A 12,887-nucleotide genomic window follows, 5' to 3' on the forward strand; every position below is an offset into this window, starting at 1 on the left:
GCACTAATCATGGCCGTACAAGACTGCGAAATTCTCTTTTTTTACGTTACAATCCCATAAATTTACCTGGCGAATAGTAGGTTAATGCTCAGAGCGCATCGTCTTTGTATGTTTAAAATTTAACCTTTTGATTATCAAACTAAAATTCCGGAAGCTGGAGATATGAGGTATACCGTAGCCTTAACCGGCGGTATTGGCAGCGGTAAAAGTACCGTCGCTGATGCCTTCGCTGACCTCGGAATAACCGTCATCGACGCGGATATTATCGCGCGCCAGATGGTTGAGCCAGGGCAGCCCGCCCTGAACGCAATAGCGGAACATTTTGGTTCTGAACTTATCGCCGCCGACGGCACGTTACGTCGCCGGGCGCTGCGTGAGCGTATTTTTTCGCATCCGGAAGAAAAAGCCTGGCTTAACGCTCTGCTTCATCCCTTAATTCAGCAGGAAACCCAACGACAGTTTCAACAGGCTACGTCGCCCTATGTGTTATGGGTTGTGCCTCTGCTGGTTGAAAACAGGCTGTATCAAAAAGCCAACCGCGTACTGGTGGTTGACGTTACGCCCGAAACGCAGCTTATGCGCACAATGCAGCGTGATGATGTTACGCGCGAGCATGTTGAACACATTCTCGCTGCGCAGGCGACGCGTGAAGCGCGCCTTGCCGTGGCGGACGATGTTATTGATAATAACGGCGCACCGGATGCTATCGCATCAGATGTGGCCCGCCTGCACGCCAGTTATCTTAAGCTCGCGTCGCAGTTTGTCTCACAGGAAAAACCGTAATGCACACCCAGGTCCTATTTGAACACCCTCTCAATGAGAAGATGCGTACGTGGCTGCGCATAGAGTTTTTGATCCAACAGCTCTCCATCAACCTGCCAATTGCAGACCATGCTGGCGCACTGCATTTTTTCCGTAACATCAGCGATCTACTGGATGTGTTCGAACGGGGCGAAGTCCGTACCGAACTGCTGAAAGAACTGGAGCGCCAGCAGCGTAAATTACAGGCCTGGGTTGAGGTTCCCGGCGTCGATCAAGACCGTATTGAAGCCCTGCGCCAGCAGTTAAAATCCGCGGGCAGCGTGCTGATCTCCGCCCCGAGGATTGGCCAGCAGCTACGCGAAGATCGCTTGATTGCCCTTGTGCGTCAACGCCTAAGTATTCCTGGCGGCTGTTGCAGTTTCGATTTACCCACTCTGCATATCTGGTTGCACCTACAACAGGCGCAGCGCGACGCCCAGATTGAAAGCTGGCTTGCCAGCCTGAATCCCCTCACCCAGGCGCTGACGTTGGTGCTTGATCTGATCCGTAATTCAGCGCCTTTCCGTAAGCAAACCAGCCTGAACGGTTTTTATCAGGATAACGGGGACGACGCCGATTTGCTGCGTCTTATGCTGACGCTCGATTCACAACTTTATCCGCAAATTTCCGGCCATAAGAGCCGTTTTGCCATTCGCTTTATGCCGCTGGATAGTGAAAATGGTCTGGTGCCGGAGCGTCTTGATTTTGAACTGGCCTGTTGCTAAGGAGTAAAAATGTCTGACGTGACCGTCGTAAACTGTCCGACCTGCGGTAAACCGGTCGTCTGGGGAGAAATTAGCCCCTTCCGCCCATTTTGTTCTAAACGCTGTCAGTTAATTGATTTGGGCGAATGGGCCGCCGAAGAGAAACGAATCGCCAGCAGCGGCGACCAGTCTGATAGCGACGACTGGAGTGAAGAGCGCTAACGGTGATAGCTCTGTTGAGACGGCAATATCGCCTTATGACAAAAATAATCAATAAATACGCGTAGTTTTGGCGCCATATGCGCGCGGCCGGGATAATACCAATAAACCGGCGAGATTAGGCTATAACAGAAACGTAGCCGCCACTGCGCCAGAAAACCCTGGCGCGTTATCACTGACCCTAAGCCCGCAGGAGCTGACGGCAATTGAGGCGGTTTTTCCTCACGACGCCGCGGCCGGCCCCCGCTACTGGCCAGAAATTATGTCGACATTAAATCGCTAATAAGATCGATGGGGATCGTGTTGCGATCCCCCACTAAGGCGCAAATTGGCGTAATTTACGAATAATCGGTTCATTGGCCGGCGGAAAATCGTCCGTATTCAACGCGTTTTGCGCGATCCACCGTCCCGGCTGTCCTTCTTTCCCCCACGGTTCGCCCTCCCAGCGTTCAACCAGCCAAAACCACAGCGTAATGTGTCGGTCCGGGAATTGATATTCCAGAGTGTCGAATAATGTCACCTGTGTTGGCGTAATCCCCACCTCTTCCTGTAGCTCCCGGATCAACGCCTGCTCTGGTGTTTCGTCGGCTTCAATTTTTCCGCCGGGAAATTCCAGCTTGTTCGCCATATGCGCATCAGCGGCGCGTCGGGTAATAAAAATTTCATCGTTCGGGTTGCGGATAATCCCAACCGCGATTTGCAGTCTTTTCATCTTGTTGCATCCATAAAAAAGGCGCAGTCGCCTGCGCCTTTTTATCTGTGTTCAACGCCAGGCCGAATAAGCGTAGCGCCCTTCGGCAATAATGCCAGCACCGACCTGATGGCAACACATTATGTCTTATCAGGCCGGTAAGTTTATCGCATTAGCTCAGGCGACCGTGACACTGTTTGTATTTCTTACCGGAACCGCAAGGGCAAGGATCGTTACGTCCAATCTTACGTTCGCCTGTTTGGGCGGCCAGATCGGCAGCCACGGCGGTATCGTCATCCTGATGGCTTAGCTGCTGCATCTGCGCCAGGCGCTCCGCCTCTTCGCGACGCTGCATTTCCATCGCTTCGACCTCTTCCGGCATACGTACCTGGACTTTGCTCAGGGTGCTGATCACTTCATATTTCAGCGATTCCAGCATCGCGGCGAACATAGCGAAGGATTCGCGCTTGTATTCCTGCTTCGGATCTTTTTGCGCATAGCCGCGCAGATGAATACCCTGACGCAGGTAATCCATCGCCGCCAGGTGCTCTTTCCACAGGGAATCGAGCGTTTGCAGCATCACGCCTTTTTCGAAATGACGCATCATTTCAGCGCCAACCACCTCTTCTTTACGCTGATACACTTCGATAGACTGCGCCAGGATGCGCTCACGCAGCGTCTCCTCATGCAGCTCCGGCTCTTTATCCAGCCATTCGGCAATCGGCAGCTCCAGGTCGAAGTCGTTTTTCAGGCGTTCCTGCAAACCCGGGATGTCCCACATCTCTTCCAGCGACTGCGGCGGAATGTAGGCGTCGATAGTCGCCTTAAAGACATCTTCGCGAATGCTGTTAATGGTGTCGCTCACGTCAGACACATCCAGCAGTTCGTTACGCTGGGTATAAATTGCACGGCGCTGATCGTTCGCCACATCATCATATTCCAGCAGTTGCTTACGAATATCGAAGTTACGGCTTTCTACTTTACGCTGCGCGTTAGCGATAGCTTTCGTCACCCACGGGTGCTCAATCGCTTCGCCCGGCTTCATCCCCAGTTTACGCATCATACCGGAGACACGATCGGAGGCGAAAATACGCATCAGCGCATCTTCCATCGACAGGTAGAAACGGGAAGAACCCGGATCGCCCTGGCGACCGGAACGGCCTCGCAGCTGGTTGTCGATACGGCGGGATTCATGGCGCTCGGTGCCAATGATATGCAGACCGCCGGCAGCCAGAACCGCGTCATGGCGTACCTGCCAGTCCGCTTTAATCTGCGCAATCTGTTCTTCCGTCGGCGCTTCCAGCGCGGCGACTTCCGCCTGCCAGCTACCGCCCAGCATAATATCGGTACCACGACCCGCCATGTTGGTAGCGATAGTGACCGCCGCTGGATAACCAGCCTGCGCAACGATGCCTGCTTCGTTGGCGTGGAATTTTGCGTTCAGTACGTTATGTTTGATGCCCGCTTTGGTCAGCTCTCTGGAGACCACTTCAGATTTCTCGATAGAAATCGTCCCGACCAGCACTGGCTGACCGTTCGCGGTACGCTCTTTAATATCTTCGATAATGGCCTGGATTTTTTCTGCTTCGGTCATGTAGACCAGATCCGGCAAATCTTTACGGATCATCGGACGGTTGGTCGGAACAACGACGGTGTCCAGCTTATAGATAGAGCTAAATTCGAAGGCTTCAGTATCCGCCGTACCGGTCATACCGGCCAGCTTTTCATACAGACGGAAGTAGTTCTGGAAGGTGATAGACGCCAGCGTCTGGTTTTCATTCTGAATTTCAACGCCTTCTTTCGCTTCTACCGCCTGGTGCAGACCGTCAGACCAGCGACGCCCCTGCATGGTACGACCGGTATGTTCATCAACAATGATGACTTCGCCGTCTTTCACAATGTAATCCACGTCACGGGTAAACAGCGCGTGCGCGCGCAGCGCGGCGGTGACGTGATGCATCAGCATAATATTGCCAGGCGAGTAGAGCGACTCGCCTTCATCCATAATGCCTTCTTGCACCAGTAGCTCTTCGATCAGCACCAGACCGCGTTCGGTCAGGTTAACCTGGCGCGCTTTCTCATCAACGGAGAAGTGGCCTTCGCCCTGGAAAGTGTCAGAATCTTCTTTCTCCTGACGAATCAGGTGCGGAATGATTTTGTTCACTTTTTTGTACATTTCCGAGCTATCTTCCGCCGGGCCGGAAATAATCAGCGGCGTACGCGCTTCATCGATCAGGATGGAGTCGACCTCATCCACCAGCGCATAATGCAGTTTACGCTGCACGCGCTCTTCCGGGCTGAACGCCATGTTATCGCGCAGGTAGTCAAAACCGTATTCGTTGTTAGTGCCGTAAGTGATGTCGGCAGCGTAAGCTTCACGTTTGGCTGGCGCAGGCATACCTGGCAGGTTGATACCAACGGACATACCGAGGAATTCGAATAGCGGACGGTTGTTTTCGGCGTCACGCTGCGCCAGATAGTCGTTCACGGTTACCACATGAACGCCTTTGCCGGACAGCGCGTTCAGGTAGGCTGGCAGCGTTGCGGTCAGCGTTTTACCTTCACCAGTACGCATTTCGGCGATACAGCGATCGTTGAGCACCATACCACCCAATAGCTGAACGTCGAAGTGACGCATCCCAAAGACGCGTTTACTGGCTTCACGCACCACCGCGAACGCTTCCGGAATCAGGCTCTCTACGCTTTCGCCTTTTTCAATACGGGCGCGAAATTCGTTGGTTTTCGCTTTCAGTTCGTCATCGGAGAGTTTTTCCATCTCCGGTTCCATCGCATTAATAAGGCTGACGGCCTTACGCATACGACGCAGCGTACGATCGTTACGGCTACCGAATACTTTGGTTAATAATTTGATTAGCATAATAAAGTCTCAAATGCCCCGCGCCGCGGAGCTACAAATAAAGTAAAAGGGTCTTTTTTCGTTAGCTGAGACGTTGCGGACCGGCGCGGATACCCTGCGCCTGACTTATCCAGGCCGGGATGCTAAATGCGGTTTGTGGCGCAAAATACGCCAGGGAGAGGCGGCGAACAATCGCCGGCGGCGTGCCCTCCTGCGTGAGCATCGCGCTGAGCGTATTCAGTAAGGCGATATGATGCGCCTGTAATGGCGAAGGCGCATCGGCAACGGGCAGCGTTTGCGGCGCCATTGCAAAAGAAAGGTGGCGAATCACCGTGCGAATAGCGTGCTGATGCCAGTAATCTACGGTGAAATTGGGACGACGGTTAGAGGCTTCTAACAGCGCAAGATGGCTAAAGTTAACTTTAGACGCGGTGCTGGCGGTCGTCCTTGCAGGCGTATTGGTTTCGGCGGCGTTACTGAGCGCGGGCAAACCAAAACTCGCCGCGACCATCCCTAATAAGAGATGCGGCCAGAAGTATCGTCTGCCTAACTGTCGCCAGCGCGTCAGTATTCCACTCACGTCATTGCCACCTGATATGCCCCTCATGGGCTTACGGAATCAAAACAATTTGCGCACAAATCTTATCATTAAAGCGTACGCGCTACAGCAGTAATGACGAGAAGCTAAGGTGAAAATCGGCTAAGAAAACAGCGAACGCGCCGTGTTTCCATTTAACCCTGTCAAAATGGCTGTATTAAGGAAAGCGCAGATAAAGAATAGTAAAAAAAACGACTGGCTCGCCTGGCCGGAGAGAGTGCCAGGTTAACCAGTCGAATTTTATACGACAGCGTATGTCGTTATGCCAGTACCGTCGAAGGCGCTTTGAAAGCCAACGGCAGTTCTGCGTCGTCCTGGAAGGTCACAAATTCCCAGGCTTCCTGTTTTGCCAGGACTGCCTGTAACAATTTGTTATTCAATGCGTGACCGGATTTATACGCGGTAAACGCACCAATAATATTGTGACCACACATGAACAAGTCACCGATCGCGTCAAGCATTTTGTGACGAACGAATTCATCTTCAAAACGCAGGCCGTCTTCGTTCAATACGCGATAATCGTCAACAACGATGGCACAATCGAAGCTGCCGCCCAGGCACAGGCCGCGGGACTGCAGATATTCGATATCACGCATAAAACCGAAGGTACGCGCACGGCTGATCTGGCGCATGAACGCATCCGCAGAGAAGTTCATCGCGTAGCGCTGGCTGCTGGAATCGATCGCCGGATGGTTAAAGTCGATGGTGAAATCCAACGTAAAACCATTGTACGGTCTGAATTCAGCCCATTTATCGCCATCTTCAACCCGAACAGTCTCTTTGATGCGTACGAATTTTTTGGCGCAGTTCAGTTCATCAATACCGGCATCAAGCAGCAGGTAGACAAACGGAGCGGCACTGCCATCCATGATCGGGATTTCCGGGGCATTAACCTCAATAACGATGTTATCGATACCTAAGCCCGCCAGAGCAGCGTTCAGGTGCTCAACGGTTGAAATCCGTACATCATGCTCATTCACCAGACACGTACAGAGCATGGTATCACGCACAGATTTGGCATCGGCCGGGAAATCTACCGGTGGATTCAAGTCGGTGCGACGATAGATGACCCCGGTATTGGCCGGCGCAGGGCGTAATGTCAGGGTGACTTTTTTGCCGGTGTGTAAACCGACGCCAGTCGCCTGAACGATACGTTTAAGTGTCCTTTGTTTGATCATCGTATAATCTCGCCAAATTACCTATCCAACCGAAGTGTACTATACATTCGGCGGGCCAGTTTAGCACAAAGAGCCCAGAATCCCAAATTCCAGCTAATTCTTAATCAGCTTGCTTACGCAGGAATGCGGGGATATCCAGATAATCCGGCTCTTTCGCCGCCTGTGGTGTATTGTCGTTAACCACTTTCGCGACCGTTTTTTGCTCCTGCGTCAACGGCGCCATACCGTGCTGCTGATAACGATCCAACACCGGCTGCTGCACCTGTTTATTGGTGACCAGGGTGATTTCCGGACGTTTGTCCATACCAATACCGGTCGCCACTACCGTCACGCGCAGTTCATCATTCATATCCGGGTCCAGAGAGGTACCGATAACCACGGTGGCGTTATCCGACGCAAACGCGCGAATGGTGTTACCGACGGTTTCAAACTCGTCCAGACGCAGGTCGAAGCCCGCAGTAATGTTGACCAACACGCCGCGCGCGCCGGACAGGTCGATATCTTCCAGCAGCGGAGAAGAAATAGCCATTTCAGCCGCTTCTTCCGCACGGTCTTCACCGCTCGCCACGCCGGAGCCCATCATTGCGTAGCCCATTTCAGACATCACGGTACGCACGTCAGCAAAGTCGACGTTCATCAGGCCCGGGCGGGTGATCAGCTCTGCGATACCCTGAACCGCGCCTTTCAGCACGTCGTTAGCCGCGCCGAACGCGTCGAGCAGGGAGATACCACGGCCCAGCACTTTCAGCAGCTTGTCGTTCGGGATGGTGATCAACGAGTCCACATGCTTGGACAGCTCGGTGATACCCTGCTCCGCAAATGCCATGCGCTTTTTGCCTTCAAAATTGAAAGGCTTAGTCACCACGGCAACGGTCAGAATACCTAAATCTTTTGCCACTTCAGCAACCACTGGCGCCGCGCCGGTTCCGGTACCGCCGCCCATGCCTGCCGCGATAAATACCATGTCTGCGCCTTCAAGCGCCGCACGCAGCGCTTCACGGTCTTCGTCCGCCGCGTTACGACCGACTTCCGGGTTAGCGCCGGCGCCCAGACCTTTGGTAATACCGCTACCAATTTGAATGGTCTGGCCAACCGCCGTTTTACGCAACGCCTGAGCGTCGGTATTCACCGCGAAGAATTCAACACCTTCGATGCGCTCGCGCACCATGTGTTCAACAGCGTTACCGCCGCCACCACCGACGCCGATGACTTTAATCACCGCGTCGTTGGTTAGTTCCATAGGTTCAAACATAATCTCTCTCCGTCATGTGCCTGTCGCCTGAGGCCGTAATATCTGGCGGCCTCATAAAAAATTAAAACTCTTTTCGCAGCCAGCTATTAAGTCGCTTGATCCACGAGCCAACTGATGCCGTAACACGTTTTTCCACTTCTGCTTCACCGTTTAAGTGGGACTCTTTCCCGTAGTGAAGCAATCCCACCGCCGTTGAGTAATACGGCTCCTGGGCATAATCCGTCAGACCGGTAATATTCAGCGGCGCGCCGATACGCACCTGCGTATGAAACACGCGCTGAGCGCAAGCAGCAAGCCCTTCGATTTGCGCCGCGCCGCCGGTTAACACAATCCCCGCCGCCAGGTGATGTTTTACCCCTTGTTGGCGAAGCTGTTCCTGTAATTGCAATATCTCTTCGTTGACCAGATTGAGCAGCTCGGTGTAACGCGGCTCAATCACTTCCGCCAGCGTCTGACGTTGCAGGCTGCGCGGCGGACGCCCGCCTACGCTCGGTACTTCAACGCTCTCGTCTTTACCGACGATGGAACCCAGCGCGCAACCGTGGCGGACTTTAATGGCTTCAGCATCGCTCGGCGGTGTACCAAAGGCATAAGCGATATCGCTGGTCACCACGTTCCCCGCGTAAGGGATCACTTTGGTATGACGCAGCGCGCCGCCAGTATAAACGGCGATATCCATTGTACCACCGCCGATATCCACGACACAGACGCCCAGTTCACGTTCATCTTCCGTTAACACGGAATAACTGGCCGCCAGTCCGGCAAATATCAGTTGGTCAACTTTCAGACCACAACGTTCAACAGCTTTGACAATGTTTTTTGCCATATCGTTGTGGCAGGTAATCAAATGTACTTTCGCCTGCATACGCACGCCGGAAAGACCGACCGGATTTTTAATGCCTTCCTGGTAGTCAATGGCGTACTCCTGAGGAATCACATGCAGCACGCGATGTTCATCGCGCACGCGCACTGACTTCGCAGTATGCACGACGTTTTCCACATCTTCTTGCGTCACTTCCTCTTCGGAAATGGGCACCATACCAATTTCATTCTGACAGCTAATATGTTTGCCGGAAAGCGCCAGATATACCGAGGAGATCTGGCAATCAGCCATCAATTCCGCCTGGTCAATGGCGCGCTGAACGCATTTCACCACTGACTCAAGGTCATTCACCCCGCCTTTATCCATACCCCGCGATGGGCAACTGCCCACGCCAATGATATTGACCATACCGTCGGGCAGAACTTCCCCTACTAAAGCGGCAACCTTCGCGGTGCCAATCTCCAGTCCTACTACCAGTTTTCTGTCCGTCGCCTTGATCATTGTTGTTCTGCCTGTGCCTGATTCTGTTGCTGATTAGATTCCTCAGGGGGGAGCGGCGCCCAGCCAACTGCCGCACCTGAGTCATAACGCAAATCAACGTAGCTAATCCGTTTGCCATCGGTTTGCGCCTGCTGCTGTAAAACCGGATAGAGTTCTACAAAGCGAGCCAACCTTTTCATCGTATCGCCCCTGCCGAGATTGAGCTTAATGCCGTTATTAAGCGTCAATTGCCAGGAGCGACGTGCGGTCATCGCCGCTTCCTTTAGAGTGAATTTATCCTTAGCCAGCACCTGCCCCATCTCGCGGTATCCCTGCAACACTTCACTCGCGCTGCCTTCCGGGCCATACAACATGGGTAAAACCTGTTTGCCGATGCGGTCTGACGGCACGCTGAAGGTGTTCCCTTCAGCATCGACCATATGTTGATCATTCCAACGCGCAATCGGCACATATTCAACCAGATGAATCTTCAATTCATCAGGCCACTGTTTTCTGACGCTGGCCTGTTTAATCCACGGCAAACGCTCAATCTGGCTCTGGATAATGTTCACATCCTGCGTCATGAAGGTTCCCGGCGCGCCCAGAGCCAGTATCGCCTGACGGATATCATCGTTACGCGTGTAGTGACGCTCGCCGGTTAATACCAGCTTTGATAACGGTAAACGCTGCGCATCTTCCATCCACCCTAACACGACCCACCCGCTAACAAACACGGTGCACAGTACCGTCAGCAGGAATAAAATTCCTGCAAGACGCGTTCCATTATTGCGGCGTGAAGAAGGCGTCTCTTCATCACTGTTTCGCGTGTTCAGCGCAGCCTGCGACATATCAGTCCGCCAACTCCAGAATTCGTACCACTAACTGCGAGAAGCTCATTCCCGCCTGACGCGCCGCCATCGGCACCAGACTATGGCTGGTCATCCCCGGAGATGTATTGGCTTCCAGCAGATAAAACTGACCATCGCTGTCCAGCATGACGTCAATACGCCCCCATCCCGTGCAGCCTAAAGCTTTCCATGCCTGCAGGACGAGAGACTGTAGCGCGGCTTCCTGGGACGCTTCTAAACCAGCAGGGCAGAAATACTGAGTCTCATCAGAGAGATACTTCGCCTCATAATCATAGAAGGTTCCTGCCGGTTGGATACGAATTGACGGTAAAATTTCTTCGCCAACTATCGCCACCGTAAATTCCGGACCGCACAGCCATTTCTCAATCAGTATTTCGTCATCATGCTGAAAAGCCAATGATAACGCACCCTGTAAAGCATTTTCTTCTACTACTTTCGTCATACCGACGCTGGAGCCTTCACGGCTGGGTTTGACAATTAGCGGTAAACCCAGCGCCGAAATTCGCGCTTTTTGTTCTTCGCTAAGGCCTTTTTCAAACTCAGCGCGCGTCAGCGCGACCCACGGCGCAACCGGTAAGCCTGCGCCCTGCCACAGCAATTTACTGCGCAGTTTATCCATGGAAAGCGCCGAGGCCATCACGCCGCTACCGGTATAAGGCAGGCCGAGCAGCTCAAGCATTCCCTGTAAGGTGCCATCTTCACCGCCGCGGCCATGCAACGCAATAAAGACCTTCTGAAAGCCCATTGCTTTAAGCTGCGCGACATCGACCTCTTGCGGATCGACGGGATGCGCATCAATGCCGCCTTCACGTAACCCGGCCAACACTGCCGCGCCGGAATTTAACGAAACGTCCCGCTCCGCAGAGGTTCCGCCCAACAGGACCGCGATTTTATCAGCCATGTTGTTCTTCCTCCTGGATTTGCGGCTTCAGCTTGATTTCAGATAAGTAACGCGCAATTTTGCCAACATTTCCTGCGCCTTGCACTAATATCAAGTCGTTACCCGTCAGCACCGGCGCTAACATTGTCGCAACCTGAGCCGGATCGGAAACCAGAATCGGGTCAATTTTTCCCCGATTACGAATCGTACGACATAAAGAACGGCTATCCGCTCCCGGAATCGGCGCTTCGCCCGCCGGGTAAACGTCCAGCATCAGCAGCGCATCAACCTGGGTCAGCACATTGGCGAAATCGTCATACAGATCGCGCGTGCGCGTGTAACGGTGCGGCTGAAACAGCATCACCAGTTTTTTATCCGGCCACCCTGCTCGCGCAGCTTTAATGGTGGCGTCTACTTCAGTCGGATGATGGCCATAATCATCCACCAGCATCGCCGTCCCGGCTTTACCATTCACCGGCTCAAGCGGGAACTCGCCGAGGAAGTCAAAACGACGCCCGGTCCCCTGGAAGCTTTCCAGCGCGCGCAGGATAGCGTCATCGGCGATGCCTTCTTCGGTCGCTACCGCCACTGCCGCGGCGGCATTCAGAGCATTGTGGCGACCCGGCGCATTCAACGTGACATGCAGATCCGGCATTCCCTGGCGCAACAGCGTAAAGTGCCCCTGCGGCCCTATCTGCTGATAATCTTCTACGCGGACGTCAGCATCCTCGCTAAAGCCATACGTCGTGGTCTGACGCCCCACCCGCGGCAGCAACTCGCGGATGACCGGATCGTCGACGCACATTACCGCGCGACCGTAGAACGGCAGGTTATGCAGGAAGTTAATAAACGTCTGCTTTAAATTTTCAAAGTCGCCATGATAGGTATCCATATGGTCGGCTTCGATGTTGGTGACGATCGCGACCATCGGCTGCAAATGCAGGAAGGACGCGTCGCTCTCATCTGCCTCGGCAATCAGGTAACGACTATGGCCCAGACGCGCATGAACGCCTGCGGCTTTCACCAGTCCGCCATTCACGAAAGTCGGGTCCAGCCCCGCTTCGGCATAAATACTGGACACCATCGCGGTCGTTGTGGTTTTTCCGTGCGTCCCGGCAATGGCGATGCCGTGGCGAAAACGCATCAGTTCCGCCAGCATTTCCGCACGGCGAATAACCGGAATACGCGCTTCATGCGCCGCGACAATTTCCGGGTTATCCGCGGAAATTGCGCTGGAAACGACGACCACGCTGGCATCACGCACATTTTCCGGACGATGGTTAAAGAAAATCGTCGCCCCCAGGCTCGTCAACTGCTGGGTCACCGGATTCGGCGCTAAATCGGAACCACTGATCTGATACCCTTCATTGGCCAGAACTTCGGCAATACCGCCCATACCAGCACCACCGATGCCGACAAAGTGAATGTGCCGAACGCGACGCATTTCGGGCACGATGGAACGCAGTTTTGCCAGTTGTTGTGTATTCATTCTTTACGCCATTAACTCCAATACCCGCCATACTTCAAATTGCAGA

The 12,887-nt window shown here is 53.6% G+C and carries 12 protein-coding genes and 2 pseudogenes; 4 read left to right on the forward strand and 10 right to left on the reverse strand.

Annotated elements, in window-relative coordinates:
- Window positions 1–162: 162 nt before the first annotated feature.
- From coaE to yacG, 3 genes are read left to right on the forward strand one after another with little or no spacing between them, the layout of a single operon-like run.
- The gene (gene coaE, locus J4645_RS13885; protein ID WP_001270914.1) at window positions 163–783 is read left to right on the forward strand and encodes a dephospho-CoA kinase; all 621 of its coding nucleotides are present in this window, start codon (window positions 163–165) and stop codon (window positions 781–783) included.
- Window positions 783–1,526: a cell division protein ZapD gene (gene zapD / locus J4645_RS13890; protein ID WP_000557441.1), complete on the forward strand. Its 744-nt coding sequence runs from the start codon at window positions 783–785 to the stop codon at window positions 1,524–1,526. The genes coaE and zapD overlap by 1 nt, the downstream gene beginning before the upstream one ends.
- Before the next feature lie 9 nt (window positions 1,527–1,535).
- Window positions 1,536–1,727, forward strand: a complete 192-nt coding sequence (gene yacG, locus J4645_RS13895) for a DNA gyrase inhibitor YacG (RefSeq protein WP_001286419.1) — start codon at window positions 1,536–1,538, stop codon at window positions 1,725–1,727.
- On the opposite strand, the pseudogene J4645_RS13900 reads toward yacG, so the two are convergent.
- Window positions 1,724–1,831, reverse strand: a pseudogene (locus J4645_RS13900) (LysR family transcriptional regulator); the annotation flags it as partial. The gene yacG and the pseudogene J4645_RS13900 sit on opposite strands and share 4 nt — an antisense overlap.
- A 47-nt stretch (window positions 1,832–1,878) precedes the next feature.
- Here J4645_RS13900 and J4645_RS22255 point away from each other — a divergent pair.
- Window positions 1,879–2,007, forward strand: a pseudogene (locus J4645_RS22255) (aldo/keto reductase); the annotation flags it as partial.
- A gap of 33 nt (window positions 2,008–2,040) precedes the next feature.
- Here J4645_RS22255 and mutT read toward each other — a convergent pair.
- The 9 genes from mutT to murC all read right to left on the reverse strand — a co-directional run bounded on the left by mutT (window position 2,041) and on the right by murC (window position 12,841).
- Window positions 2,041–2,436, reverse strand: a complete 396-nt coding sequence (mutT, locus tag J4645_RS13905) for an 8-oxo-dGTP diphosphatase MutT (RefSeq protein WP_000826474.1) — start codon at window positions 2,434–2,436, stop codon at window positions 2,041–2,043.
- A 151-nt stretch (window positions 2,437–2,587) separates the two neighbouring features.
- Complete coding sequence (secA, locus tag J4645_RS13910; RefSeq protein WP_000905755.1) at window positions 2,588–5,293, reverse strand: preprotein translocase subunit SecA; 2,706 nt, start codon at window positions 5,291–5,293, stop codon at window positions 2,588–2,590.
- A 61-nt stretch (window positions 5,294–5,354) separates the two neighbouring features.
- Complete coding sequence (gene secM, locus J4645_RS13915; protein ID WP_000014336.1) at window positions 5,355–5,852, reverse strand: secA translation cis-regulator SecM; 498 nt, start codon at window positions 5,850–5,852, stop codon at window positions 5,355–5,357.
- Between the two features lie 278 nt (window positions 5,853–6,130).
- Window positions 6,131–7,048, reverse strand: coding sequence for a UDP-3-O-acyl-N-acetylglucosamine deacetylase (gene lpxC / locus J4645_RS13920; protein ID WP_000595487.1), 918 nt, complete (start codon window positions 7,046–7,048; stop codon window positions 6,131–6,133).
- A 100-nt stretch (window positions 7,049–7,148) separates the two neighbouring features.
- Window positions 7,149–8,300: a cell division protein FtsZ gene (gene ftsZ / locus J4645_RS13925; protein ID WP_000462785.1), complete on the reverse strand. Its 1,152-nt coding sequence runs from the start codon at window positions 8,298–8,300 to the stop codon at window positions 7,149–7,151.
- 61 nt (window positions 8,301–8,361) lie between these two features.
- On the reverse strand, window positions 8,362–9,624 hold the full coding sequence (ftsA, locus tag J4645_RS13930) for a cell division protein FtsA (protein WP_000588463.1): 1,263 nt from the start codon (window positions 9,622–9,624) through the stop codon (window positions 8,362–8,364).
- Window positions 9,621–10,451: a cell division protein FtsQ gene (gene ftsQ / locus J4645_RS13935; protein WP_000075728.1), complete on the reverse strand. Its 831-nt coding sequence runs from the start codon at window positions 10,449–10,451 to the stop codon at window positions 9,621–9,623. Before ftsQ ends, ftsA begins: the two co-directional genes overlap by 4 nt.
- Window position 10,452: 1 nt before the next feature.
- Window positions 10,453–11,373 (reverse strand): D-alanine--D-alanine ligase, encoded by a 921-nt coding sequence (locus tag J4645_RS13940; protein WP_000763895.1) that lies wholly within the window; start codon window positions 11,371–11,373, stop codon window positions 10,453–10,455.
- Window positions 11,366–12,841 carry a UDP-N-acetylmuramate--L-alanine ligase gene (murC, locus tag J4645_RS13945; RefSeq protein WP_001096069.1) on the reverse strand — a complete coding sequence of 492 codons (1,476 nt, stop codon included), beginning with the start codon at window positions 12,839–12,841 and terminating at the stop codon, window positions 11,366–11,368. The genes J4645_RS13940 and murC overlap by 8 nt, the downstream gene beginning before the upstream one ends.
- Between the last annotated feature and the right edge of the window lie 46 nt (window positions 12,842–12,887).

The sequence above is a fragment of the Salmonella sp. 32082101201600294FB01SM01 genome (genome assembly GCF_017572865.1).
In the GTDB taxonomy this organism is placed as follows: domain Bacteria; phylum Pseudomonadota; class Gammaproteobacteria; order Enterobacterales; family Enterobacteriaceae; genus Salmonella; species Salmonella enterica.